The sequence below is a fragment of the Tolumonas osonensis genome (genome assembly GCF_014202415.1).
GTDB classification, from domain to species: domain Bacteria; phylum Pseudomonadota; class Gammaproteobacteria; order Enterobacterales; family Aeromonadaceae; genus Tolumonas; species Tolumonas osonensis.
This window is the reverse complement of the sequence record NZ_JACHGR010000008.1, coordinates 14,030-39,363: the sequence shown is the minus strand read 5'-3', so window position 1 is coordinate 39,363 and position 25,334 is coordinate 14,030. Positions and strand designations below refer to the sequence as shown.

Below are 25,334 nucleotides of genomic sequence, written 5' to 3'. Positions count from 1 at the left end.
CTGTTTAGCGCGATTTGACCGGGTAGCGTGGTTTTTTCAGATTCTCGACGGAGAAGATATTGTCCAGCTGCGCTTCACTGAGCAGACCCCGTTCCAGTACGGCTTCCCGTACGGATTTACCGGTCGCCACGCACTCCTTGCCGATCTCGTCACAGGCATGATGGCCGATATACGGCGTCAGGAACGTAATCAGACCAATCGAGCTGAAGACATAGGCCTCGCAACGTTCCTTGTTCGCGGTAATGCCTTCCACACATTTTTCCTGCAGGCAGGTACAGGCATTACCCAGCAAATGCAGTGATTCAAACAGGCATTGGGCAATCACTGGTTCCATCACGTTCAGCTGCAACTGGCCAGCCTCGGCAGCCATGGTGACGGTGACATCATTACCGATTACTTTAAAGCAGACCTGGTTGACCACCTCCGGAATCACCGGATTGACCTTGGCCGGCATGATGGAGGAACCCGCCTGACGCTGCGGCAGATTGATTTCATGCAGACCCGCCCGGGGACCGGAGCTCAGCAACCGCAGGTCATTACAGATCTTGGAGAGTTTCATTGCCAGTCGTTTGTAAGCGCTGTGCAGGATCAGATAGGCGCCGCAATCCGAGGTCGCCTCAATCAGATCTTCTGCCGGCACATAGCTGTGCCCGGTGATCTCGGCCAGATAGCGGATCGCCAGCGCGGAATAATCCGGCGGCGTATTCATCCCGGTCCCGATCGCTGTTGCCCCCAGGTTCACTTCCAGCAACAATTCCTGACAGCGGCCAATACTCTTGATCTCTTCGCGCAGCGTCACGGCAAAGGCATGGAATTCCTGTCCCAGTGTCATCGGCACTGCATCCTGCAGCTGGGTGCGCCCCATTTTCAGCACATCATTAAAACTGGTCGCCTTGTCATCAAACGCCTTAATCAGTTCTTTCAGCTTTTTCAGCAAATCAAAGGTGCTCTCGTACAGGGCGACACGGAAGGCGGTCGGGTAGACATCGTTGGTCGACTGGCAACGGTTGACATGATCATTGGGATGCAGAATGTGATAGGCGCCTTTCGGATGCCCCTGCAGTTCCAGCGCCAGGTTCGCGATCACCTCATTGGCATTCATATTGACCGAGGTACCGGCACCGCCCTGAAACAGATCGAGCGGAAACTGATCAAAACATCGGCCGGTCGACAGCATCAGATCGCAGGCGGCAAGAATCATGTCCGTGTGCTCGGCATCCAGTGTTCCCAGGGCCCGGTTAGCCAGCGCGGCCGCCTTTTTGGTATGCAGTATCCCGGTGATGAATTCAGGCACATCACCGATACGCTGACCGCTGATCCGGAAATTGTCCAGCGCGCGCAGGGTATGAATCCCGTAGTAATGCCTGTTATCCACCGGCATGCTGCCCAGCAGATCTTCTTCTTCTCTGAATTGATTGGTCATGATGTTTGTTTACCGCATTGAGGGGGGATAAACAGAGTATGACACAGCTATTTTCGTTGAATCATCAGCACGTATGGATGTTTACGTTAGGTCTGATAAAACAGATGGGTGGCTGTTTTTTCATTTTTTCAATAAAGGGGGAAATACAGTCATCAGGTGGCGAACGTGGTGCGATTGTGCAGATATCATCGCACTCTGCAGCGGAATCGGTTATCATCCCCCTCTTTTCCGAGATACGGGGGTTGTTCATTCCGTATCCTGTCTAATCCCATGGGAGAGGAAGCCTGTGAACTTTACGAACCCGACGACAATTACGTTTGTCATCTATATTCTGGCGATGGTCGGTATCGGTATTGCGGGATGGCGTTACACCCGTGATCTGTCCGATTACATTCTTGGTGGCCGGAGTCTTGGCAGTTTTGTGACGGCCATGAGTGCCGGTGCATCCGACATGAGTGGCTGGTTATTGCTGGGGCTGCCGGGTGCGGTCTATGCCTCGGGTATCTCTGAGAGCTGGATTGCGATTGGTCTGATTATCGGTGCCTGGTTTAACTGGATGGTGGTGGCGGGCCGGCTGCGCGTTTATACCGAAATTACCAAGAACGCATTAACATTGCCGGATTATTTTACCCACCGTTTTGAAGATCGCAGCAAGCTGCTGCGAATACTGGCGGCGGTCGTCATCCTGGTCTTTTTCACCATCTACTGTGCTTCCGGCATGGTGGCCGGTGCCCGTCTGTTCGAACAGACATTTGGCCTGAGCTATGATGTAGCCTTGTGGGCTGGTGCGGCCGCGACCATCGTGTATGTCTTTGTCGGTGGTTTCCTGGCTGTGAGCTGGACCGATACCGTGCAGGCATCGTTGATGATTTTTGCCCTGTTGCTGACGCCAGTGATTGTCATGATGCATGCCGGCGGTTTTGATGAGGCGGTTCAGGTGGTCAATTCGCTGGATGTGAAATACAGCGACCTGTTCCATGGTACTACCACGATCGGCATTATTTCGCTGATGGCATGGGGTCTGGGCTATATGGGGCAGCCACATATTCTGGCCCGGTTCATGGCCGCCAGCTCCGCACAAACCATCCCGAATGCCCGCCGTATCGGCATGAGCTGGATGGTGGTCACGCTGGCTGGTGCCGTTGCTGTCGGCTATTTCGGGATCGCCTATTTCTCCGCAAACCCGGGTCAGGCCGGCGCGGTACAGGCGAACCATGAAACCGTGTTTATTACCCTGTCACAGTTGCTGTTTAACCCATGGATTGCCGGTATTCTGCTGTCGGCGATTCTGGCGGCGGTCATGAGTACCTTGTCCTGCCAGCTGCTGGTTTCCTCTTCCGCGCTGACCGAAGATTTCTATAAGGTGTTCTTCCGTCCGAATGCTACCCAGAAAGAACTGGTGTGGGTCGGCCGTTTGATGGTGTTGCTGGTCGCGCTGATTGCGATTGTGATCGCCGCTGATCCGGCCAGCAAGGTGCTGGGACTGGTGGGTTATGCTTGGGCTGGTTTTGGCTCTGCCTTCGGACCGGTAGTGCTGTTATCGCTGGTATGGCCGCGTATGACCCGTAACGGCGCGCTGGCTGGCATGCTGATTGGTGCGCTGACCGTGATTGTATGGCGTAACGGTGGCTGGTTCGGGTTGTATGAAATGGTGCCGGGCTTCCTGCTGGCCACCGTGGCAATTATCCTGTTCAGCCTGATGGATCGGGCGCCGTCGCTGCGTATGCAACAGGATTTCGCGCTGATGAAGGCCGAGATGGCCGGAACCAAAGAGATCACGGCAGCGCCGCTGGCCGAATAAAAATAAAGGCCGGTCCTGAAAGGGCCGGCCTGTTCACATCAGGTCAGAACGGTTAACCGCGCTGAACCTGCAGTGTCAGCTCGATTTCCTGCTCTTTTACCGCAGAAACAGGTTTTCCTTCCGCTATCTGGTAAGGCATGGCCGATGCCTTTTTCATCAATGAATTGATAATCTGTTCGTTTCTGCGCTGACGTTCTTCTTTGCCTGCCGCCTCGGTGACAACAGAAGACGAATCGTCCTCTTCCTCTTTGGTCGTTATTGCCGGATTGTGTGCCTGTGCAATGTCTGACTTTGCTGGTGTACTTTCCATTGTCGTGTTGTAAACCTGCAATACCTGTACGGACTGTCCCTGCTCGGCGCAGAGTTCGGCCAGCAGTTGCAGCGTATTGTCTTCGGTCAGAATCGTGATCTGTGCATCCGGCGCGGATACGGCCAGTTCCCCCAGTTTCCAGGCCCAGAAAACCCCTTGCTTCACTACAGAAGACGAATGGAGCTCGAGCCGGATAGGACACTGCTGTTGTGACTGGATGGCCAGTAACTGTTTTGCGGTCGGGATGGCGACAGTGCCCTCTGGTGAAACGATGGTCACCAGTATTTGTGAATACATCGACAGATTGAACTTCGAGAGACAAGGCAAGTTCTCATCCGTCAGCAGAAGAATATTTTGTTCCACGTTTATTCAGTGCCTTTTTATTAAAATTCTGTGGGCTGATATTACATGAAACGCCAGGTAAAACAGAGGGGCTCGGAGGACACACAGCTGTCACAATTGGCGATTAATTGAGCGCTTTGTGCAAAAGGTCGTATGTTTGGGTTTTCGGGCTGGGCAATTCGGCCGGTGTCCCGGCAGATGGCACCGGGCACCGACATGTCATCACAAGAATTACAGGATCTGCTTCAGCAGGATATGCGCCTTGAAACGCTGGATCCGGGTCAGCAGGCGTTTCACCGCGTCCGGGTAATCCTGCAACTGTTCCAGTTCACTGAAGTGAGTCAGGCGGTGGGTATGTTGCAGAATATTTTCCTTTTCCGCCTGGAAGCGGTCACACAGCAGGCGGTGCGGATCACGCAGTAACATGCCATTTTCCAGATCCAGTGCCCAGGCACGCGGATTCAGGTTGCTGCCGGTGAGCAGACTTAGCTGGTCATCCACAAAAATCCCTTTCAGATGATAGGAGTGCTGTTCATGCTGCCACAGCATGATATTCAGCTGCCCGTTCTCGATGAAATGCTGGTAACGGCTGGCAAAGCGGCGCAGATTGATCTCATACAGATAAGGCAGGGCGCCAACCGTTTTGAACGGCTCGCTGGGCGGAATATAAAAGTCGTTCGCGGTCTTATCACCGACGACGATGGTCACTTTTACTTTGCGCTTCAGCAGTCCGTCAATATCCCGGGATAACACGCGGGGCGGATTGAAATACGGCGTACAGATAAAGATTTCGCGTTCGGCACTGCGGATCAGATCGCGCACCGTCCGGTTCAGACGATTGCCGCGCTTGCCCAGACCCACCAGTGGTGTGACGCCAAACTGACGAGGGCCGATCACGCTCTCCTCAAACTCATAACGTCCGGCCTGCAGACGGCGGAGGAAACGGCGCTGTTCCGCTTTGATTTGTCCGATACCCGGAATGACCGGTTTATCCAGCCGCGGCACGGCGGTGTCGTTCACGAAATGGCGCAGGATAAAACGGGCAAAGCTGTCAGCCAGATCGGCATTCTGGAGCTGGTGGTAACGGTCGAAACGATAGCGTTCCAGCTGCTGCAGATACACGTTATTCAGACTGGCGCCGGAATAGAGCAGGGTGTTATCGAACAGAAAACCTTTCAGATGCAGCACGCCCAGCCATTCACGACGTTTTACCGGTACCCCGTAAAACGGAATATCACAGGACGGGTAACGGGTCGCGAATTCCTGATACATCTCATGGTTGCCGGACTGGGCGCCTTTGCCAATCAGACCGCGCTGGGCACGGTGAAAATCGACAAACACCTTGATATCCAGTTGCGGACGGGCCTGCTTGGCGTCATACAGCGCCTGCATGATTTCGCGGCCGGCTTCATCGTCCTGCAGATAGAGTGCGACCAGATAAATCCGGCGCTCGGCCCGGGCAATCAGCTCCAGGATCCGTTGTTTAAACTGGCTGGCCTGATGCAGGATCTGCATGGCATCGCTATCTACGGGTAGCAGCGGTAATTTTTCCAGCTGACGGCGGAAATAGGCTGAATACAGCATGGTATTCCTTGTGGCTAGCTTGCTAATTAACACGGTAAATAAATCAGATTGTAACAATCGCAGGCGCCGACTACCAGTTTGCCGGCCGGCTGCCTGCGCCGTGTTAAGGGAAGTCATCGGTAACAGCATCAGATCGCCGCAGTGGCGTGTTCCAGCCACAGCAGTTCTTTCCCCTGCAGGGAAGGCGCCAGGTTCAGGAACACGTCACGGTGATAGTCATTCCACCACTGCTTTTCCTCAGCAGTCAGCAGTTCCGGCAGTAACAGACGTTTATCGAACGGCACCAGGGTGAGGTTGCGGAAGGTGTAGCGTTCGGTTTCACCGATCTGTGCTGCCGGTTCGACTACCACCAGGTTTTCACAGCGCATGCCAAAGGCCCCTTCGCGGTAATAGCCGGGCTCGTTCGAAATGACCATGCCCGGTTCCAGCGGTGTCATGCTGCCTTTCGGCGAAATGCGTTGTGGCCCTTCGTGCACACTCAGCACATGGCCGACACCATGTCCGGTACCGTGATCATAGTTGAAGCCGGCCTGCCATAATGGCAGACGCGCCAGCACATCCAGTTGCATGCCACAGGTGCCTTTTGGAAAGGGCGCCCGGCTCAGCGCGATATGGCCTTTCATCACCAGGGTAAATAACAGGCGGACTTCGTCGCTGACTTCGCCCACCTGAACGGTACGGGTAATGTCGGTCGTCCCTTCATCATAATGACCACCGGAGTCGACCAGATAGATCCCATCCAGACCGAAAGGACGCGGCGTGGTGTTACGGAAATTGTAGTGTGGCAAGGCTGCATTCGGACCCAGCGCGGAGATGGTCGCAAAACTCGGCTCCAGATACCCCGGTTGCTGCTGACGGAAACTTTCCAGCTTCTCGGCCAGTTGCGCTTCATCGCTTTGCAGTCCATCGCCGACAGACTGATCCAGCCAGGCCAGGAAGTGGCACATCGCAAGCGCATCTTTACGGTGCGCTTCACACATGCCGGCAATTTCGGTTTCGTTCTTGCAGGCCTTGGCCAGCAGCGTCGGGTCCGGCTGATCCAGCAACTGGGCACCGTGCTGCTGCAATTGCAGGGCACAGGCCGCATTGGTGGTGGCGCTGTCAAGCCAGACGCTAAGGGCATCTTCACCCAGACGTTGCAGCACATCACTCAGCTTGCAGGACGGGTAAACGGAAACATCATTGCCAACATGGGTGCTGAACTGACTGTCCAGCCGGCTGGGCTCAATGAACAGATCCAGCGTGGCATTGCTGTACAGGATGGCAAACGCGTTGACCACCGGCAGTGCCGGGATGTCGCTGCCGCGGATATTCAGTAGCCAGTTGATGGACTCGTTCTGTGTCAGCAACAGGGCATCTGCCGATTGCGCCCGTAACTGTGCCGCGATGCGCTGACGTTTGGACTGGCTGCTTTCGCCGGCAATCGCTTCGGCGAACAGACGGGCCGGGGCCGATGACGGGGCCGGACGTTCGGTCCAGTGTAGATCGATCGGATTTTCGTCCAGCGGATGCAGGCTGATTTGGGCGGTGGCCAGTGTCTGCGCGGCTTTGCGATACCAGTCCAGACTGTGCAGACGGGCATCAATACCGACCCGGCTGCCAGCCGGTAGCTGTTGCAGCAACCAGTGAATAAATGGGTCCTGCGTCAGGTGCAGCAAAATAAACTGTTCTTCTGCTACCTGCTGCCGGGCCTGAACGGTATAGCGCCCATCCACGAATAAGGCCGCATTATCCTTCAAGATCACCGCCACCCCGGCCGAGCCGGTAAAGCCGGTGATCCAGGCCAGCCGTTCATCGGCCGGCGCGGTATATTCCCCGAGGTGTTCATCCTCATGAGGGACAATAAATGCCTGAATATCGAGTTTTTGCATGGAACGGCGAACGGCGTCCAGACGTTCTGCAACTGAAGCTTGAATAGACATGCGTGCATCCGCGCGAAGCTAAAAATGCCGGCAGAATATCATAAAACAGTCAAAAATGAGGGATGTTTGTCAGTTGCCAACTCATATAAAGATATGCTGGCCAGTAAGGCTTGATAAATGGAGCATCTGCCCGCATGTTAATAAGAATCACTCTTTGTTTCTGTGCCGTATGCCGAGGTAAGTGCCGATGAGCAACCCGCTGTTATCCATGGATGGCTTGCCGCCGTTCAGCAAGATCAAACCAGAACATGTCCAGCCTGCCGTCCAACAGGCGATCAGCGATGCCAGACAGCGTATTGCTGATGTGTTGCGGATTTCGGAAAACTTCACCTGGGATAACCTGATTGCCCCGCTGGAAGAGAGCGATGATCGCCTGTCGCGGATCTGGTCTCCTGTCAGCCATATGAACTCCGTGGTGAACAGCGACGAGCTGCGCACTGCCTATGAAGCCTGTCTGCCGTTACTGTCGGAATACCAGACCTTTGTCGGTCAGCATGAAGGGCTGTACCGGGCCTATCAGCAACTGGCGGAGAGTAACGAATTCCGTCGTCTGAGCCAGGCGCAGCAGCAACAGGTCAATCATACGCTGCGTGATTTCCGTCTGTCCGGTATCGCCCTGCCACCGGAGCAGCAACAGCGTTACGGTCAGATTGTCAGCCGGTTATCCGAGCTGGCGTCCCAGTTTAACAATCAGGTGATGGATGCCACGCAAGCCTGGAGCAAACAGATCACCGATGAAGCGGAACTGGCCGGTCTGCCAGATTCGGCCAAGGCGGCGGCCCGACAGCAGGCGCAGAGCCGTGAGCTGGAAGGCTGGGTGTTTACGCTGGATATCCCGTCCTACCTGCCACTGATGATGTATGCCGATAACCGGGCCCTGCGTGAAGAAGCGTATATCGCCTTTACTACCCGCGCCTCCGATCAGGGACCGAATGCCGGTCAGTGGGATAACTCGCCGCTGATTGAAGAAATTCTGGCGCTGCGGCATGAACTGGCCCAGTTGCTGGGTTTTGCGAATTACGCCGAACGTTCGCTGGCCACCAAAATGGCGCATTCCACGCAGCAGGTGATCGATTTTCTGACGGATCTGGCGGCTCGTTCCCGCCCGCATGCGCAGCGGGAATTGGCGGAGCTTCAGGCCTTCGCGCAGCAGGAGCATGCGGTGGAAACGCTGGCGGCCTGGGATATCGCCTATTACAGCGAAAAACTGAAACAGCATTTATATTCGATTTCGAACGAGGCGCTGCGTCCTTATTTCCCGGAAAACAAAGTGCTGCAGGGCTTGTTTGAGGTGGTCAGACGCTTGTTTGGTATCCGCATCAAACCGCACCTGGCAGTGGAAACCTGGCACCCGGATGTCCGTTTCTATGACATCGTCGACGCGGACGGTGAACTGCGCGGCAGCTTCTACCTTGACCTGTATGCCCGGGCCAAGAAACGTGGTGGTGCCTGGATGGACGACTGCATGGGACGCCGTTATCGCCGGGATGGACAACTGCAACATCCGGTGGCCTATCTGACCTGTAATTTCAACGGTCCTGTCGAGGGGAAACCGGCGCTGTTTACCCATGATGAAGTCGTGACCCTGTTCCATGAATTCGGGCATGGCCTGCATCATATGCTGACACAAATTGATGTGGCCGGTGTGGCCGGGATCAGTGGGGTACCATGGGATGCGGTGGAGCTGCCGAGTCAGTTCCTGGAAAACTGGTGCTGGGAGCCGGAAGCGCTGGCCGTGATCTCTGGTCACTACGAAACCGGGGAGCCGTTACCGCAAAGCGAGCTGGATAAACTGCTGGCCGCGAAGAATTTCCAGTCCGCGATGCAGATGGTGCGTCAGCTGGAGTTCGCGCTGTTTGATTTCCGCCTGCATCTCGAATATGACCCGCAACGGGGTGGCCGCGTACAGCAGATCCTGGATGAAGTCCGCCAGCAGGTTTCGGTGATTGTGCCGCCGGCCTTTAACCGCTTCCAGCATAGCTTCTCCCATATTTTTGGTGGTGGCTACGCGGCCGGTTACTACAGCTATAAATGGGCGGAAGTCTTGTCGGCTGATGCCTTCTCCCGCTTCGAAGAGGAAGGGATCTTCAACCCGCAGACCGGTCGTGATTTCCTGCAATGTATCCTGGAAAAAGGTGGTTCAGACGAGCCAATGACCCTGTTCAAGGCATTCCGGGGCAGAGAACCGCAGATTGATGCCCTGTTGCGTCATTCCGGCATCCAGTAAGCGCTCTGGCAACACAGATCAGAACGGCACTCCGGTGCCGTTTTTTGTTATACAATGCCGCGCATCATGTTGATATGAAATCACTCGGCCAGAGGAGCGGGTATGTATCCCATTCAGGTTATCGCAGAAGTCCCGGAACGTACGGCACAGGCCGCCGAGCTGGCTGCCGGTTTACAGCCACTGACAGCGGATGCCCCGTTTGCGCTGGTCTGGGGTGAACAGCATCTGGAACTGCGGAAACTGGATGAACCGAAACTGGGTCCGGTTTTTGTCGATTTTGTTGAAGGCGCGGTGGCGCACCGGCGCAAGTTCGGTGGTGGCCGCGGCCAGTCCATCGCCAAGGCGGTTGGTCTGAAGGCCGGTGCCAATCCGACGGTGGTGGATGCCACTGCCGGGCTGGGACGGGATGCGTTTGTACTGGCGTCGCTGGGCTGTCAGGTCACGATGCTGGAGCGGCATCCGGTCGTGGCAGCGTTGCTGGCGGACGGGCTACACCGTGCGCAGCAGGATAGCGAGATTGGTAGCTGGATGCGGGAGCGGATGTTCCTGCGTCCCGGTTCCGCGCTGGAGAATCTGCGGCAACTGGGGTTTACCCCGGATGTGGTCTATCTCGATCCAATGTTTCCGCACCGGCAGAAATCCGCCTTGGTCAAAAAAGAGATGCGGGTGTTTCAGTCGCTGGTGGGGGCCGATCTGGATGCGGATGCACTGTTACCGGCGGCGTTAGCGGTGGCGGGTAAACGAGTGGTGGTCAAGCGTCCGGATTATGCCGGTTATCTCAACGAGATGAAACCCGGTATGAGCATCGAAACCAAAAGCAACCGGTTCGACGTGTACGTCATCAGTCGCTGATGGATGTTGCGCTTAGGGCTGTTTTTCGCCGGGTTCAGCAATGCGGGTGATCAACTGCTGTGCCTTGCGTTTTTCACACGGTTCCGGGCAATCACACTCTTTTTCGATGCCGATCGCATCCAATCCGCCACATGAACCATGGATCCGCTTGCGCTGGATAATGTAACCCACGGCCATAATCAGAAAGACCACCAGAAACAGGGAAAAAGTGGCAAAGAAGATCATCATAGACAGCTCCTTGTTAAGAGCCAGCCTGAGGCTGGCTTTTCGTTATGCGATGCCGAAACCATCAACCGCCGAAATCATCCAGCAGAATGTTGTCATCTTCGACACCCAGGTCTTTCAGCATCTTGATGACGGCGGCATTCATCACCGGCGGGCCGCACATATAGAACTCGCAATCCTCTGGTGCCGGGTGGTCACGCAGGTAGTTTTCATACAGCACGTTATGAATAAAGCCGGTGTAACCGGTCCAGTTATCCTCGGGTTGCGGATCGCTTAACGCGACATTCCAGGTGAAGTTCGGATGCGCCGCCGCCAGCTGATCAAAATCCTCGACATAGAACATCTCGCGCACGGAACGGGCGCCATACCAAAAACTGATCTTGCGATCGGAGTCCAGACGTTTCAGCTGGTCGAAAATATGTGAACGCATTGGCGCCATACCGGCACCGCCACCGATAAAGACCATTTCCGCCTTGGTTTTCTTCGCGAAGAACTCACCGAATGGCCCGGAAATCGTCACCTTGTCACCGGGCTTCAGCGACCAGATGTAAGAGGACATTTTCCCTGGCGGCAACGTCATCTGATTGAGCGGTGGCGTCGCAATACGCACGTTCAGCAGAATGATGCCTTTCTCTTCCGGATAGTTGGCCATGGAGTAGGCGCGGACAATCGGCTCATCTACTTTGGACTCCAGGCCGAACAGTTTGAACCGATCCCAGTCAGCTCGGTACATCTCCGGAACATCAAAATCGCTGAAACGGACATGATGCGGGTCTGCCTCAATCTGGATATAGCCGCCGGCGCGGAACGGGACATGTTCCCCAGCCGGAATGGCCAGCTTCAGCTCTTTGATAAAGGTGGCGACGTTGTCATTGGAAATAACGGTACATTCCCATTTTTTGACGCCGAAGACCTCTTCCGGCAATTCGATGGCCATATCCTGACGCACGGTCACCTGACAGGCCAGACGTTCACCTTCGCGCGCCTCGCGCTTGCTCAGGTGGTTCATCTCCGTCGGCAGTACATCGCCACCGCCGGAGAGCACTTTACAGCGGCACTGACCGCAGGTACCGCCACCGCCACAGGCAGAGGAGATGAAAATGCCATTGGCGGCCAGCGCGCCCAGCAGTTTGCCACCGGCCTCGGTGGTGATACTTTTGTCCGGTTCATCATTGATACTGATCGTGACATCACCGGCACTGACCAGTTTGGATTTGGCCGCCAGGATCAGCACTACCAGTGCCAGTACAATCAGCGTGAACATGACCACGCCCAGAATCACTTCTTGCATTACTGGCTCCTTACAGCGATATACCGGAAAAAGACATGAAGCCCAGGGCCATCAGTCCGGCAGTGATAAAAGTAATGCCCAGACCACGCAAGCCGGGAGGGACATCGGAATATTTCATTTTCTCGCGGATCGCGGCCATCAGCACGATCGCCAGCGCCCAGCCGGTACCGGAGCCCACACCATAAATCACTGACTCGGCGAAGTTATACTCGCGCTGCACCATGAACGAAACACCACCGAAGATGGCGCAGTTCACCGTGATCAGTGGCAGGAAGATGCCGAGTGCACTGTAGAGTGACGGCACATAGCGATCGAGAAACATTTCCAGGATTTGAACCAGCGCCGCGATAACGCCGATATAGGTGATGAAGCCCAGAAAGGTGAGGTCCATGCCCTGAACCAGCGCGTTCTCTTTCAGTACATAGGTAAACACCAGATTGTTGGCCGGAACCGCAATCGACTGTACCACGATGACTGCAATTCCGAGGCCCAACGCTGTTTTTACCTTTTTGGATACCGCCAGAAAGGTACACATCCCCAGAAAGAACGACAGCGCCAGGTTTTCAATGAAAATCGATTTAACAAACAAACTCAGATAATGTTCCATGGCTTACTCCTTGTGGCCATGTTCAGTCGGTTCCTGTTGTTCCGGACGGAATGTCCGCAGCACCCAGATAAACAAACCAATGAGGAAGAAGGCGCTGGGCGGCATCAGCAGCATGCCGTTCGGAATGTACCATCCGCCGTTATTGACGGTTTCAAACAGCGTGATGCCGAACCAGCTGCCGGAACCGATGATTTCACGGATGGTACCCACGAGCAGCAGAATGAAGCCATAGCCCATGCCATTGCCAATGCCATCCAGGAATGACAGCAACGGCGGGCTCTTCATCGCATAGGCTTCTGCCCGTCCCATGACGATACAGTTGGTGATGATCAGGCCGACAAACACGGAAAGCTGCTTGGATAACTCGTAGGAGAACGCCTTCAGCAGCTGATCCACCACAATTACCAGTGAAGCGATGATGGTCATCTGCACAATGATACGCACACTGTTAGGGATGACATGACGAATCAGTGAGATAAACAGGTTCGAAAACCCCGTCACAACCGTGACGGCGATCGCCATGACAAATGCGGTCTCCATTTTGCTGGTGACAGCCAGCGCAGAGCAGATCCCCAGAACCTGAAGCATGATCGGGTTGTTACTGAGGAATGGGCTGAGCAGCACCTTTTTCGCTTCTTTACGATCATTCATATTTTAATTCTCCGCTACGCAGTTTGCTCAGAAAGAGACCGTAACCATGTTGTCCCATCCAGTATGCAAACAGGTGCTCGACACCGTTACTGGTCAGGGTGGCACCGGACAGGCCATCGACCTTATGCCGATCTGCCGGATCGGCAGCGCCTTTGATGATTTTCAGCTCGAATTGACCATCGGCGTTGAAGAACTGCTTGCCCGTCCAGAGCGCCTGCCAGCGGGGATTCTGGATCTCGCTGCCCAGACCGGGGGTTTCGCCATGATCATAAAAGGTGATGCCTTTAACGGTATTGCCATCGGGTTGCAATGCGATAAAACCGTACATGGTGGACCATAAGCCCTGACCGTAGACGGGAAGAATCAGGGTTTCAGTCTGCCCCTGCTCACTTTTTACAAAGTACACCGGGGCCAGTTTGGCCCGGCGGCGGATACCGGCGACATCGCTTTCTTTCGGTATGGCAATGCTGCGGGCCGGCTCTTTGGCTGCCCGGACCATGTCATAGGTATCGGCGTCACCGGCAGCAAACTCGCCGGTCGCGAGGTCGATCAGCCGGGCGTTGATACGCTGCTGATAGGTCTGGCGAATGTTTTTCAGCGGCAACTGAGCCACGCTCAGAATATTTGACTGGCGGTCACGGGCCTTGGCTGCTTCCTGCCAGGGACGCAGACCCACAGCGGAGCCGGCGACCAGAATAGAACAGATCAGGCAGAGACCGCCGACCACCGCAAACGTTCTGCCAATGGAGTCGTGTTTATTGGCCACGGGCGATCCTCCGCTTGATATTGGCTTGAGCGACAAAATAATCGAATAATGGCGCAAACAGGTTGGCAAACAGAATTGCCAGCATCATGCCTTCCGGGAAGGCTGGATTGACAACCCGGATCAGGATCACCATGACGCCAATCAGTGCGCCATACCACCATTTACCGGTATCGGTAAACGAGGCGGATACCGGATCGGTCGCCATAAAGGCCATGCCGAAGGCAAAACCACCCAATACCAGATGCCAGTGCCAGGGCATGGAGAACATGTGATTGGTATCAGAGCCGATCACATTAAACAGCGTGGCCGTAGCCACCATGCCGATCATCACGCCGGCGATAATGCGCCAGGAGGCGATCCCCATGTAGACGATGACGGCCATACCGAGCAGGATCATCAGGGTTGAGACTTCGCCAATGGAACCGGGAAGATTGCCGAGGAACGCATCTATCCAGTGGATCGGCTGCCCCGTCGCGTTATTGATCAGGGCGTGCTGACCACCGGTAACCCATTGACTGAGCGATGTGGCACCGGAATAGCCGTCAACCGGTACCCAGACCTTGTCCCCGGAAATCTGTGCCGGATAGGCAAAGAACAGGAACGCGCGGCCGGCCAGTGCCGGGTTCATAAAGTTCTTGCCGGTGCCGCCGAACAGCTCTTTCGCGACGACCACGCCGAACGTAATACCCAGTGCGGCCTGCCAAAGTGGCAGTGTCGGCGGTACAATCAGCGCAAACAGGATGGAGGTGACAAAGAAGCCTTCATTGATTTCATGTTTCCGCACAATACAGAACAGGACTTCCCAGAACCCGCCGACAGCAAAAACAGTAATATAGATCGGCAGAAAATAACTGGCGCCCAGCAGTATCTTGCTGCAGATGCCGGCATCTGCCTGCAGGGAACCGCCCAGCAATGTGGTCAGCCAGTAATGCCAGTTGCCGTCGATGAGCTGAGCCAGTGAGGTTGCGCTCAGATCACCCAGTGCCAGAATGGTCTGATGTCCAACGTTGTACATACCCCAGAACATGGCTGGGAATACGGCAAACCAGACCATGATCATGATGCGTTTCAGATCGACGTTGTCGCGGATATGCGAGGCTTTGCCGGTGACGGTCCCGGGGGTATAAAAAATAGTGGCTGCCGCTTCATAAAGCGGGAACCAGCGCTCAAGACGCCCGCCGGGTAAAAAATGTGGCTCGAACTTTTCGAGCAGATGCTTAAGGCCCATCAATCAGCCCTCCAGTTCAATTTTGGTCAGACATTTACGCAGCAGAGGACCGTATTCCGTTTTGCCCGGGCAAACGAAGGTACATAAAGCCAGGTCTTCTTCATCCAGCTCCAGACACCCGAGTTGTTGCGCGCTGTCGGTATCACCGGCGGCCAGATCACGCAGTAGCAGGGTCGGCAGGATATCGAGCGGCATGATTTTCTCGTAATTGCCAATCGGTACCATTGCCCGGTCGCTACCGTTTTTCGCCGTGGTAAAGACCAGGTTCCGGATATTGGACAGGTGGCCCAGAAAACTGCGGGTCACCGAGAATTTCTCCCGGCCCGGCATGATCCAGCCCAGGAACGCTTTCTCTCTGCCTTCCGGCACGACGGAAACCTGCAGATGGAAACGTCCCAGATAATCATGTACTTCCGCCGCCTTGTGGCCGCCGAGCACCGAGCCGGAAATAAGCCGTTGTTCTCCGGCCTGCAGTTCATTGCGGGTTAACTCGCTGATACAGGCACCCTGCTGGGTACGCAGCAGGCGTGGTTTACTGACACCGGGGCCGGCCAGACTGATGATGCGTTCGTTATAGAGCTCGCCACTCACGAACAGATGGCCAATGGCGATCACATCCTGATAGTTAATATGCCAGAGTGTCTTTTTCGCGGAGGCCGGTTCAATGAAATGGATATGGGTGCCTGGCAAGCCAGCCGGGTGCGGGCCACTGAATACTTTTTCTTCGATATTAGCGATATGTGAGCGGGGCAGGGAGTTCTCGCCTTTGCACACATAAACTTTGCCGTCGGTCAGACGGGATAAGACAGTCAGACCATTGAGGAAAGCAGCCGCTTGCTGTTCGATGATCAGCTCGGCACTGGCCGCCAGCGGGTTGGTATCCATGGCGGTGACAAAAATGGCTTTCGGCTCTGAACCGGGGACCGGTGATTTGCTGTACGGACGGGTGCGCAATGCCGTCCACAGACCGGAGTCCAGTAATTGCTGTTGTACCTGTTCCCGGGATAGCTGTGCCAGCTGATCTTGCGGATAATGCGGAAAACTGACGCTCCCGATTTCCGGATTCTGGGCAATGACCAGTGCCTGAAAAACGCGCTGATGGCCGCGGTGGATTTCTGTTACCCGGCCAGCGGCCGGAGCGGTGAAGATCACGCCGGGATTTTTCTTGTTTTCAAAAAGGGGTTGTCCCTTTTTCACCAGGTCGCCCACTTTCACCAGCATGGTGGGTTTCAGCCCCGGAAACTCTTCACCGAGCAATGCGACATGATGTACTGCCGGTGCTTCATGGATGACTTGTTCCGGCGCACCACTGATAGGAATATCTAATCCTTTTTTTATCGTGATCATTGTCTTTCCCAGTTGATGGACAGAGAAAACCAGAACGACTTACTCACCTGCAAACGGAGTGTTCCGATTGGCAGATATCAGTAAGTGATGGATCCGTTGACATGAACTAATTTAGCATCCTGGCTTGTGTGCAGAGGATACCAACATAAGTTTTACAATAGTAGTGCATGCACCGTACCGGCTTCTTATTTTCAGTACTCGGAGTGTGAATTCGGGGAATGATAGAACAAAATTGAGAGAAATCAGTTTGTTTGCTGACGGTCGGTGATGTCATGCGCACACAAAAAAGAGGGCTTGCGCCCTCAGGTATCGATGATGATTAAACAGTGGTAAAAAAGGACTGCTCTTTACTCCATCAGCGCCAGGGCATCGGCCAGGATCTTGTCGCCGCGCATCATGCCGTAGTCCATGCTGTTGATGATGGCGATCGGTTTGTTCAGTTCGCTGGCTTTTTTCTTGAATTCATCAAATTTGTAGCGGATCTGAGGCCCGAGCAGACAGCAGTCATAATGAGGCAGGGTGGCCTCAAACTCTTCCATGCCAACCGCATTGATTTCTACCTCGATCCCTTTTTGTGTCGCGGCTTGGCGCATTTTATTGACGACCATGCTGGTGGACATGCCGGCGGCACAGCAGAGAAAAATCTTTTTCATGGAAAGAAGGCTCCTGTATCTGGTCTCAAACGAAATGATCAGTCATTGTTTTTACACTGTGGCATGAGGCTGCATCATGGTCTGTGAACTGTTTCGCAAAATAAGATATGGTGTCACGATGAATAACCAGCCAGTGGGTTCCGGCGTTTGATCCAGTAAGCGATATTTTACGTAAATACGTGAGATTGCTGCGATTGCTGGCGGATTTATAACAAGATAAACAAGGCAGAAACGATTAATGAAATACATTGGGGCTCATGTCAGCGCGGCTGGCGGACTTGAACTGGCGGTGGAGCGGGCCGTGGAAATCGGTGCCAATGCCTTTGCGCTGTTTACCAAAAATCAGCGGCAGTGGCATGCCCCGGCGCTGACCGACAAGACCATCGTTGCCTTTCGCCAGGCCTGTGAACGGGCCGGTTTTCTGCCGGAACAGATCCTGCCGCACGACTCCTATCTGATTAATCTGGGGCATCCGGAGCCGGAAGCGCTGGAAAAATCGCGGGTGGCCTTTATTGATGAAATGCAGCGCTGCCAGCAGCTTGGTTTGTGTTATCTGAACTTTCATCCCGGCAGTCATCTCAATGCCATCCCTGAAGCCGAGAGCCTGCGCCGTGTTGCCGAGTCGATCAATATCGCGCTCGATCAGACACAGGGGGTGACGGCGGTGATTGAAAATACTGCCGGGCAAGGTACCAATCTGGGCTGGCAGTTTGAACATCTGGCGGCGATTATCGACCAGGTGGAGGACAAATCCCGCGTTGGTGTCTGTTATGACACCTGCCATGCGTTTGCCGCCGGTTACGATATGCGTACGGAAGCCGATTGCCGTGTGACCTTTGCCGAGTTTGAGCGAATCGTCGGCTTTAACTATCTGAAAGGTATGCACCTCAACGGCGCGAAATGCACCTTTGGCAGCCGGGTGGATCGTCACCACAGCCTGCAGGAAGGTAATCTGGGGACGGCGGTATTTGAATTCATTATGCGCGACCCGCGTTTCGACCGTATTCCGTTGATTCTGGAAACGGTCAACCCGGATATCTGGCCGGACGAGATCCGCTGGCTGCGGCAGTTGGTGTAAATATTTATCACCTTCCCACAGTGGCAATCTTGAGACTCTTGGTAAGGTTGTTTATGCTCATGGCGAAATAACCGGATTTTTTACAGGATTTACGACGTGCTGCGACGTTTCGGGTTACTGCTCATGCTGGTGCTGACAGGCTGGATTCCATTCCAGTCGGTCGCGGCGTGGCAGTCGATGACCAGAACGGAACTGAACGTGGTACAGACCGGGTATGCTGAACCGGCGATGGAGGTCTCCTGTCATGATGACATGGACATGGCGCTGACGGATGTGGCCATGAAGCCGCATCACGATACATCCGCCCCACATGATATGCAGCAGCATGGTTCACAATGTGCCAGCTGTCTGCCGCTGTGTACCGGCATTCCTCCCGCGATTGTTCCGGTGCGGGAGCTGGCAGTACAAACGCAACTGCATTTTCCGACGGTAGATTCGCTCTATCGTGACTTCATTCCCGGTGTTCTCTCGCCGCCTCCGCTCACTCTTATCATCTGAATCTTTCAGGGCTGACCGCTCTGTTTCACTGACGCTATCGTCAGCATTTGCTTATAGCTTTATTCCAGCATTCTGGCTGGTTATGCATTGATTTTCGGAGATAAGAGAATGACTTCCACTACTACTACATTTGCCCGTATTGCCTTGTTCACCCTGAGCGCACTGTTTGCTGCCGGCTCACAGGCAGAAGCGACAATGTCGCATGACATGAGTCAGATGCCGGCGATGAATATGAGCCAGCAGCAACAGCAGAGTTATCCGTTAAATGGCCGGATCGTGGCTGTAGATGCGGCAAATCAGCAAGTCACGCTGGAACATGATGCCGTGACGGAGCTGAGCTGGCCTGCGATGACCATGCCGTTCAAAGTGGCGGATGCAACATTGCTCGAGGGGCTGCAACCGGGTCAAACCATCATGGCGATGTTCACCACCAACGAAGGTGAAGCACCGACAATCGTCTCGCTGCACACGATGTAATGCGATGAGTCAGTAACCGTGATGGGTTACTGGACAGGGTTTGAATAACGCCCGGCGAACCGCCGGGTGTGGAGTCGGGCATGAAAATATCATCAGTTTTACTGCTGCTGGCGGGTGTGCTGGCGGGCGGCGCGACCAGTTATGGCTGGTTTGCGCATCAGTCGGCCAGCACCACGACGGAAAGCCAGCCGGCAGAACGTAAAATTCTCTATTACCGGAACCCGATGGGGCAGCCGGACACCTCGCCGGTGCCGAAAAAAGACAGCATGGGCATGGATTACATTCCGGTGTATGCCGATGAAGTGAATGCGCAACCGAAAGAGCGCAAAATCCTCTATTACCGCAATCCGATGGGACAACCGGACACCTCGCCTGTGCCGAAAAAGGACAGCATGGGCATGGATTATATTCCGGTGTATGCCGATGATGCGCCTGCCGAGAAAGGGCTGGTGAAGATTGATGCAGTTCGCCGGCAGAATCTGGGCGTGACATCCGTGGCGGTACAAACGGCGCAACTGGCCAGGCAGATCAAGGCGGTCGGCATGTTTGCGGTGGATGAACGCCGGCAGTACACCGTCACCAGCAAGCTGGATGGCTGGGTGGAAAAACTCTACGTCAATGCCACCGGGCAGATGGTCAAAGCCGGACAGCCGCTGTTCGAGTTGTATAGTCCGGAACTGATCGTGGCCCAGCAGGAATACCGCATTGCCCGTCAATTCAAACCGAATGGCAGCGCTGATGCCGGGTTGGGATCGGCGGCGCTGACGCGACTGCGTTACTGGGACATTCCGGAAGGCGCGATCCGTCGTCTGGCGGAGGGCGGTGACGTGAAACGCACGCTGCCGTTAACGGCGCCCACCAATGGCATCGTACTGAGCAAGAATATTACCCAGGGGATGAGATTCGGTGCCGGTGAGGCGCTGTATCAGATCGTGGATTTATCCCGGATCTGGCTGCTGGTGGAAGTGTTCGAGCAGGATCTGGCGGCCGTCAAAGTGGAGCAGGACGTGCAGGTCAAGGTGAATGCCTATCCGGCAGAAACCTTCACGGGCAAGATCACTTTTGTCTATCCGACCATGAATGCCGAAACGCGGACGGTACAGGTGCGGATTGAACTGGATAACCAGCAGGGCAAGCTGAAACCCGGCATGTATGCGGAAGCCCGGTTACAAGTACCGGTGGGAAGCGATAAGCAACTGGTGATCCCGGAATCGGCGTTGATCGACAGTGGCCAGCGGCAGGTGGTGCTGATCGATAAAGGCGAAGGCCAATATGTGCCACGTAACGTGCAGGTGCTGGCGCGGGGTGAAGTGCGACAAGGCGAACGGCAGATTGCGGTTGCCGGTGTCAGCGCGGGCGAAAAGGTTGTGACGCAGGCGAACTTCCTGATCGATTCGGAAAGTAATCTGCAGGCCGCCTTCTCCAGTATGGGAGGACAGTAACCATGTTACAGGGTCTGATCCGCTGGTCGCTGCATAACCTGTTTCTGGTGCTGCTTTTGACCTTGCTTACCATTGCTGGCGGTATCTATGCGGTGATGAAAACCCCGCTGGATGCCATTCCGGATCTCTCGGATGTGCAGGTGATCGTGTATACCGACTATCCCGGCCAGGCGCCGCAGGTGGTGGAAGATCAGGTCACCTATCCGCTGACTTCGGCCTTGCTGTCGGTGCCGAAAGCCAAAGTGGTGCGGGGTTACTCCTTTTTCGGTTCGTCTTTCGTGTATGTGATTTTTGAAGACCATACCGATCTCTACTGGGCGCGCTCGCGGGTGCTGGAATACCTCAATGGTGTTTCCGGTAAGCTGCCGGCAGGTATCACCCCGACCCTGGGACCGGATGCCACCGGCGTGGGTTGGGTCTACCAGTATGCGCTGGTGGCGAAAAACCAGTCACTGGCGGCACTGCGTTCGCTGCAGGATTGGACGCTGCGCTATCCGCTCTCGGCAACGCCTGGTGTGGCAGAAGTGGCCAGTGTCGGCGGTTTCGTGAAGCAGTATCAGGTGGTGCTCGATCCGCGCAAACTGCAGGCGTACAACATTTCTCCGCTTGAGGTGATGGATGTTATCCGCAATAACAATCAGGATGTCGGTGGCCGCGTGATTGAAATGGCGGAAACCGAGTTCATGGTGCGGGCTAAGGGCTATTTGCGCAATCTCGATGATATCCGTCAACTGGTGGTGAAAGCGGTGAACGGCACCCCGGTCCGGGTCGGCGATCTGGCACAGGTCGAGCTGGCGCCGAATGAACGACGCGGCCTGGCGGAGCTGAACGGTGAAGGGGAGGTGGCGGCCGGCATTGTGGTGGCGCGCAGCGGTGAAAATGCGCTGAATGTCATCGAACAGGTCAAAGCCAAGCTGCAAAGCCTGAAAGCCAGTCTGCCTGCGGGAGCGGAAGTGGTGCCGGTGTATGACCGCTCGGATCTGATTTACCGCGCGATTGATACCCTGAAGAAGACCTTGCTGGAGGAAAGCGCCATCGTGGCGCTGGTCTGCATCGTGTTCCTGCTGCATGTGCGCAGCGCGCTGGTGGCGATCCTGATGTTGCCGGTCGGTATTCTGGCGGCCTTTATCGGCATGCATCTGCTGGGGCTCAATTCGAATATCATGAGTCTTGGCGGTATCGCGATTGCCATCGGGGCGATGATCGATGCCGCGATAGTCATGGTGGAAAATGCGCACAAGCATCTGGAGCGGGCGAAACCCGGCACACCAAGGCGTGACATCATCTATGAGGCCTGTAAAGAGGTCGGTCCGGCGCTGTTTTTCTCGCTGCTGATCATTACGGTCTCCTTCCTGCCAGTGTTTACTCTGGAATCGCAGGAAGGGCGCATGTTCAGCCCGCTGGCATTCACCAAAACCTTCTCGATGGCGGCCGCAGCGTTGCTGTCGGTCACGCTGGTGCCGGTGCTGATGCTGCTGTTTATCCGCGGCCACATCATTGCGGAGCAGAAAAACCCGATCAACCGGGTGCTGATTGCCGGCTACAAACCGTTTATCGGCTGGGTACTGCGCTTTAAGAAAACGACGATTGTGCTGTCGTTGATTATGCTGGGGGTAACCTGGATCCCGCTGAAGCAGATCGGCAGCGAGTTTATGCCGACGCTGCATGAAGGTACGTTGCTGTTTATGCCGGCCGCGCTGCCGGGGATGAGCGTGACCAAAGCGGCGGAAGTCATGCAGCAGCAGGATCGCATCATCAAATCGTTCCCGGAAGTAGAATCGGTGTTCGGTAAAGCCGGACGGGCCAATACCGCGACCGATCCGGCGCCGCTGGAGATGTTCGAGACAGTGGTCAATCTGAAACCGGAATCGGAATGGCGGCCGGGCATGACACCGGAAAAGTTGGTGGATGAGATGGATAAGGCCGTGAAGATGCCGGGGATCGCCAACTCCTGGACCATGCCGATCCGGGCGCGTATCGACATGCTTTCGACCGGGATCCGTACCCCGATCGGGGTCAAGGTATTCGGCCCGGATCTGGCCGGGATCGAGCGCACTGCCCGTCAGGTGGAACAGGCGGTGAAGTCGGTGCCGGGCACCCGCAGTGCCTATGCAGAGCGCATCACCGGCGGCTATTATCTGACGCTGATACCGGATCGGGATGCACTGGCGCGCTATGGTCTGTCGATCAGTACGGTGCAAAACGTGATTGCCACCGCGCTGGGCGGAGAAACCATCACCAATACGGTGGAAGGACGGGAACGGTATAGTGTGATCCTGCGTTATCCGCGTGAACTGCGCGATACGCCGCAAGCGATTGCCAGTGAAGTACTGGTGCCGACCAATAGCGGGCTGATCCCGCTGGGGCAACTGGCCAGTCTGCGGCTGGAGCAGGGACCACCGAGTATCCGTACCGAAAATGCGGAACTCTCCGCCTATGTGTATGTTGATCTCGGCGACCGTGATATTGGTTCCTATGTCGCCGATGCCAAAGCGGCGGTTGCGCAGCAGGTTAAACTGGAGCCGGGTTATCACTTAAGCTGGAGCGGTCAGTTTGAGTATATGGAACGCGCCAAAGCACGTCTGGCGATCGTGGTGCCGTTTACGCTGCTGATCATCTTCCTGCTGCTCTATCTCAACTTCCGCAATCTGACCGACAGCCTGATTGTGCTGCTCTCCGTGCCGTTTGCGCTGGTGGGCGGGATCTGGCTGATGTGGTGGCTGAATTACGCCTGGTCAGTCGCCGTGGTAGTCGGATTCATTGCGCTGGCGGGGGTCGCGGCAGAAACCGGGGTGATCATGCTGATCTATCTGGAACATGCCTGGAAGGAAAAACTGTCACAGCTTACCGGAAACCAGACGCCGACCGTCGCCGATCTCTACACGGCGATTGTGGTGGGCGCCGCGGAGCGCGTACGGCCGAAGATGATGACCGTGGTCACCATCATGTGTGGCTTATTGCCGATCATGTGGGGCACCGGCACCGGTTCGGAAGTGATGCGCCGGATCGCCGCGCCGATGGTGGGCGGCATGGTCTCGTCCACGATCCTGACGTTACTGGTGATCCCGGCTATCTATGCGCTGGTGAAACAGTGGCAGCACAAGCTGCGCTGATAACAAAAGAGCCTCTGCGGAGGCTCTTTTACCTGTCGTACTTGAAGTTGCAGCGTTGTTGACGGCGTTCACTTGTCGCCTAGCTGTAATTTCAATTAGTTTGGGTATTGCTTTTCGGTTGGTACTGACGGATAGATTCGCGTAATACCAGCTCACCGTGGAATAGCGGAATGGCAAAGGTGTTCTCGCCGTTAATCAGTTTGATGACCTGTTCAATGGCCATTTTGGTCATGTCGACAACCGGAATGTTGACCGTGGAGAGTGACGGGGTCATGAACGCGGTCATCTGTTCATTATCGAAACCGAATACAGAAATATCATCCGGAATTTTCAAACCGGCTTCGCTTAATGCGCGGTAAGCCCCTTCCGCCATATTATCGGTACAGCAGAACAGCGCGCTGAAATGACAACCATTGCGCAGCAACTCCTGACAAGCGGTGTAACCACTCGGGATCAGGTTCTCACCGTGCGCGACCAGGTTCGGATTATATTGGATACCGTAATCGGCCAGTGCATCGCGGTAACCCTGCAAACGGGCTTTGGCGGTAGGCGTTCGCATCCGTGCCGTGATACAGGCGATATCGCGGTGCCCCAGTTCCAGTAGATGCGTGACAGCGGCATGGGCTGCTTCCTGCTGGGCAAATACAATGCAGCGATCCGGCGCTTTCGGCAGTTGACGGTTCATGACGACCAGCGGCACGGGCAACTCATCAATCATTTCCATCAGTTTTTCTTCCGGAATGAAGCGGCTGTAAAGCACGATGGCATCGCAGCGGCGATCGACCAGCATGTTGATAGCGGCAATTTCGCGTTCGGGATTATCGTGACCATCGGTAACGATCAGATGCTTCCCGGCCAGTTCCACGCTTTGTGCCGCCTGACGCAGTAAATCGCCGAAGAAGTTACCGTTAAAATCAGAGAGGATCAGTCCAATCGTATTGGAACGCTGGGTTGCCAGCGCCTGTGCCAGACTGTTGGGGCGATAATTCAGTTCCTGAATGGCTTTATAGACCTGTTCGCGGGTAGCTTCTTTCACCTGTCCGGTATTGTTCAGTACGCGGGATACTGTCGCTTTGGATACGCCTGCAAGCCGACAGACATCTGTTATTGTTGCCATGTTTTACCCTACCTGAATGAACCGCTGATCAATTCGCCAAAACGGGAATTATCCAAGATCGTCACGGGTTACCGCAAGCTCCTCATCGACAGAAGGTCAGAGTCGCTGATTCCGGTAACGGATTTTCAGGTATAGCACGATGAGTGCCAGAATGAGAGTGATGCCATTTGCGACAATGATCGAGACCTGCTGATTGATCATGCCATAAATCAACCACAGGGTAATGCCGGTACACAAGGCGATGTACATGACCAGTGAAATCCCTGACACATCTTTCGTTTGCAGGGTTTTGATCACCTGCGGGACAAAGGAACCGGTGGTCAGACATCCTGCCACCAGGCCCACCAGTTCGGTTGTCGACATGTCCATGATGTTCTCTC

22 protein-coding genes are annotated in these 25,334 nt (G+C 55.2%); 8 read left to right on the top strand and 14 right to left on the bottom strand.

Going from position 1 to position 25,334, the window contains the following annotated elements; translation table 11 throughout:
• Positions 1–4: 4 nt before the first annotated feature.
• Positions 5–1,423, bottom strand: coding sequence for an aspartate ammonia-lyase (gene aspA, locus HNR75_RS11765; RefSeq protein ID WP_188027181.1), 1,419 nt, complete (start codon positions 1,421–1,423; stop codon positions 5–7).
• Positions 1,424–1,709: 286 nt separating this feature from the next.
• On the opposite strand from aspA, the gene putP reads away from it, so the two are divergent.
• Positions 1,710–3,224: a sodium/proline symporter PutP gene (putP, locus tag HNR75_RS11760; RefSeq protein WP_188027180.1), complete on the top strand. Its 1,515-nt coding sequence runs from the start codon at positions 1,710–1,712 to the stop codon at positions 3,222–3,224.
• A gap of 52 nt (positions 3,225–3,276) precedes the next feature.
• On the opposite strand, the gene HNR75_RS11755 is transcribed toward putP, so the two are convergent.
• The 3 genes from HNR75_RS11755 to HNR75_RS11745 form a co-directional block, all read right to left on the bottom strand.
• A complete protein-coding gene (locus tag HNR75_RS11755) occupies positions 3,277–3,897 on the bottom strand; it encodes a hypothetical protein (RefSeq protein ID WP_188027179.1) in 621 nt (206 codons plus the stop codon).
• Positions 3,898–4,107: 210 nt separating this feature from the next.
• The gene (gene pssA, locus HNR75_RS11750; protein WP_188027178.1) at positions 4,108–5,460 is read right to left on the bottom strand and encodes a CDP-diacylglycerol--serine O-phosphatidyltransferase; all 1,353 of its coding nucleotides are present in this window, start codon (positions 5,458–5,460) and stop codon (positions 4,108–4,110) included.
• A 128-nt stretch (positions 5,461–5,588) separates the two neighbouring features.
• Positions 5,589–7,382 carry an aminopeptidase P family protein gene (locus HNR75_RS11745; RefSeq protein WP_188027177.1) on the bottom strand — a complete coding sequence of 598 codons (1,794 nt, stop codon included), beginning with the start codon at positions 7,380–7,382 and terminating at the stop codon, positions 5,589–5,591.
• Between the two features lie 187 nt (positions 7,383–7,569).
• On the opposite strand from HNR75_RS11745, the gene prlC reads away from it, so the two are divergent.
• Together prlC and HNR75_RS11735 are read left to right on the top strand one after the other, a co-directional pair.
• Positions 7,570–9,609 (top strand): oligopeptidase A, encoded by a 2,040-nt coding sequence (gene prlC / locus HNR75_RS11740; protein WP_188027176.1) that lies wholly within the window; start codon positions 7,570–7,572, stop codon positions 9,607–9,609.
• A gap of 102 nt (positions 9,610–9,711) precedes the next feature.
• Positions 9,712–10,461, top strand: coding sequence for a class I SAM-dependent methyltransferase (locus HNR75_RS11735; protein ID WP_188027175.1), 750 nt, complete (start codon positions 9,712–9,714; stop codon positions 10,459–10,461).
• Between the two features lie 12 nt (positions 10,462–10,473).
• On the opposite strand, the gene nqrM is transcribed toward HNR75_RS11735, so the two are convergent.
• From nqrM to HNR75_RS11695, 8 genes are all read right to left on the bottom strand, one after another.
• Entirely contained in the window at positions 10,474–10,689 is a 216-nt protein-coding gene (nqrM, locus tag HNR75_RS11730) for a (Na+)-NQR maturation NqrM (RefSeq protein WP_188027174.1), read from the bottom strand.
• 61 nt (positions 10,690–10,750) lie between these two features.
• A complete protein-coding gene (gene nqrF, locus HNR75_RS11725) occupies positions 10,751–11,977 on the bottom strand; it encodes an NADH:ubiquinone reductase (Na(+)-transporting) subunit F (protein ID WP_188027173.1) in 1,227 nt (408 codons plus the stop codon).
• 10 nt (positions 11,978–11,987) lie between these two features.
• Positions 11,988–12,584: an NADH:ubiquinone reductase (Na(+)-transporting) subunit E gene (gene nqrE / locus HNR75_RS11720; protein ID WP_188027172.1), complete on the bottom strand. Its 597-nt coding sequence runs from the start codon at positions 12,582–12,584 to the stop codon at positions 11,988–11,990.
• Between the two features lie 3 nt (positions 12,585–12,587).
• Positions 12,588–13,235 (bottom strand): NADH:ubiquinone reductase (Na(+)-transporting) subunit D, encoded by a 648-nt coding sequence (locus tag HNR75_RS11715; RefSeq protein WP_188027171.1) that lies wholly within the window; start codon positions 13,233–13,235, stop codon positions 12,588–12,590.
• Entirely contained in the window at positions 13,228–14,001 is a 774-nt protein-coding gene (locus tag HNR75_RS11710) for a Na(+)-translocating NADH-quinone reductase subunit C (protein WP_188027170.1), read from the bottom strand. The genes HNR75_RS11715 and HNR75_RS11710 overlap by 8 nt, the downstream gene beginning before the upstream one ends.
• The gene (locus HNR75_RS11705; RefSeq protein ID WP_188027169.1) at positions 13,991–15,229 is read right to left on the bottom strand and encodes an NADH:ubiquinone reductase (Na(+)-transporting) subunit B; all 1,239 of its coding nucleotides are present in this window, start codon (positions 15,227–15,229) and stop codon (positions 13,991–13,993) included. Before HNR75_RS11705 ends, HNR75_RS11710 begins: the two co-directional genes overlap by 11 nt.
• Before the next feature lie 3 nt (positions 15,230–15,232).
• The gene (locus tag HNR75_RS11700) at positions 15,233–16,576 is read right to left on the bottom strand and encodes a Na(+)-translocating NADH-quinone reductase subunit A (protein ID WP_188027168.1); all 1,344 of its coding nucleotides are present in this window, start codon (positions 16,574–16,576) and stop codon (positions 15,233–15,235) included.
• Between the two features lie 347 nt (positions 16,577–16,923).
• The gene (locus HNR75_RS11695) at positions 16,924–17,229 is read right to left on the bottom strand and encodes a PTS sugar transporter subunit IIB (protein ID WP_188027167.1); all 306 of its coding nucleotides are present in this window, start codon (positions 17,227–17,229) and stop codon (positions 16,924–16,926) included.
• A gap of 238 nt (positions 17,230–17,467) precedes the next feature.
• On the opposite strand from HNR75_RS11695, the gene nfo reads away from it, so the two are divergent.
• From nfo to HNR75_RS11670, 5 genes are all read left to right on the top strand, one after another.
• Positions 17,468–18,307: a deoxyribonuclease IV gene (gene nfo / locus HNR75_RS11690; RefSeq protein ID WP_188027166.1), complete on the top strand. Its 840-nt coding sequence runs from the start codon at positions 17,468–17,470 to the stop codon at positions 18,305–18,307.
• A gap of 96 nt (positions 18,308–18,403) precedes the next feature.
• Positions 18,404–18,805: a hypothetical protein gene (locus HNR75_RS11685; RefSeq protein WP_188027165.1), complete on the top strand. Its 402-nt coding sequence runs from the start codon at positions 18,404–18,406 to the stop codon at positions 18,803–18,805.
• Between the two features lie 108 nt (positions 18,806–18,913).
• Entirely contained in the window at positions 18,914–19,282 is a 369-nt protein-coding gene (locus tag HNR75_RS11680; RefSeq protein ID WP_188027164.1) for a copper-binding protein, read from the top strand.
• 80 nt (positions 19,283–19,362) lie between these two features.
• Positions 19,363–20,724 (top strand): efflux RND transporter periplasmic adaptor subunit, encoded by a 1,362-nt coding sequence (locus tag HNR75_RS11675; RefSeq protein ID WP_188027163.1) that lies wholly within the window; start codon positions 19,363–19,365, stop codon positions 20,722–20,724.
• Positions 20,725–20,726: 2 nt separating this feature from the next.
• Positions 20,727–23,837 carry an efflux RND transporter permease subunit gene (locus HNR75_RS11670; RefSeq protein ID WP_188027162.1) on the top strand — a complete coding sequence of 1,037 codons (3,111 nt, stop codon included), beginning with the start codon at positions 20,727–20,729 and terminating at the stop codon, positions 23,835–23,837.
• 91 nt (positions 23,838–23,928) lie between these two features.
• On the opposite strand, the gene HNR75_RS11665 is transcribed toward HNR75_RS11670, so the two are convergent.
• Together HNR75_RS11665 and HNR75_RS11660 are read right to left on the bottom strand one after the other, a co-directional pair.
• Entirely contained in the window at positions 23,929–24,954 is a 1,026-nt protein-coding gene (locus tag HNR75_RS11665) for a LacI family DNA-binding transcriptional regulator (protein WP_188027161.1), read from the bottom strand.
• A 96-nt stretch (positions 24,955–25,050) separates the two neighbouring features.
• Entirely contained in the window at positions 25,051–25,323 is a 273-nt protein-coding gene (locus HNR75_RS11660) for a SemiSWEET transporter (protein WP_188027160.1), read from the bottom strand.
• Positions 25,324–25,334 lie beyond the last annotated feature (11 nt).

Bases quoted from the DNA above. Each gene is read 5' to 3' on its own strand.
- aspA (WP_188027181.1), bottom strand. From the start codon at position 1,423: ATGACCAATCAATTCAGAGAAGAAGAAGATCTGCTGGGCAGCATGCCG.
- pssA (WP_188027178.1), bottom strand. From the start codon at position 5,460: ATGCTGTATTCAGCCTATTTCCGCCGTCAGCTGGAAAAATTACCGCTG.
- HNR75_RS11745 (WP_188027177.1), bottom strand. From the start codon at position 7,382: ATGTCTATTCAAGCTTCAGTTGCAGAACGTCTGGACGCCGTTCGCCGT.
- prlC (WP_188027176.1), top strand. From the start codon at position 7,570: ATGAGCAACCCGCTGTTATCCATGGATGGCTTGCCGCCGTTCAGCAAG.
- HNR75_RS11735 (WP_188027175.1), top strand. From the start codon at position 9,712: ATGTATCCCATTCAGGTTATCGCAGAAGTCCCGGAACGTACGGCACAG.
- nqrM (WP_188027174.1), bottom strand. From the start codon at position 10,689: ATGATGATCTTCTTTGCCACTTTTTCCCTGTTTCTGGTGGTCTTTCTG.
- nqrF (WP_188027173.1), bottom strand. From the start codon at position 11,977: ATGCAAGAAGTGATTCTGGGCGTGGTCATGTTCACGCTGATTGTACTG.
- nqrE (WP_188027172.1), bottom strand. From the start codon at position 12,584: ATGGAACATTATCTGAGTTTGTTTGTTAAATCGATTTTCATTGAAAAC.
- HNR75_RS11715 (WP_188027171.1), bottom strand. From the start codon at position 13,235: ATGAATGATCGTAAAGAAGCGAAAAAGGTGCTGCTCAGCCCATTCCTC.
- HNR75_RS11705 (WP_188027169.1), bottom strand. From the start codon at position 15,229: ATGGGCCTTAAGCATCTGCTCGAAAAGTTCGAGCCACATTTTTTACCC.
- HNR75_RS11700 (WP_188027168.1), bottom strand. From the start codon at position 16,576: ATGATCACGATAAAAAAAGGATTAGATATTCCTATCAGTGGTGCGCCG.
- HNR75_RS11695 (WP_188027167.1), bottom strand. From the start codon at position 17,229: ATGAAAAAGATTTTTCTCTGCTGTGCCGCCGGCATGTCCACCAGCATG.
- nfo (WP_188027166.1), top strand. From the start codon at position 17,468: ATGAAATACATTGGGGCTCATGTCAGCGCGGCTGGCGGACTTGAACTG.
- HNR75_RS11680 (WP_188027164.1), top strand. From the start codon at position 18,914: ATGACTTCCACTACTACTACATTTGCCCGTATTGCCTTGTTCACCCTG.
- HNR75_RS11675 (WP_188027163.1), top strand. From the start codon at position 19,363: ATGAAAATATCATCAGTTTTACTGCTGCTGGCGGGTGTGCTGGCGGGC.
- HNR75_RS11670 (WP_188027162.1), top strand. From the start codon at position 20,727: ATGTTACAGGGTCTGATCCGCTGGTCGCTGCATAACCTGTTTCTGGTG.
- HNR75_RS11665 (WP_188027161.1), bottom strand. From the start codon at position 24,954: ATGGCAACAATAACAGATGTCTGTCGGCTTGCAGGCGTATCCAAAGCG.
- HNR75_RS11660 (WP_188027160.1), bottom strand. From the start codon at position 25,323: ATGGACATGTCGACAACCGAACTGGTGGGCCTGGTGGCAGGATGTCTG.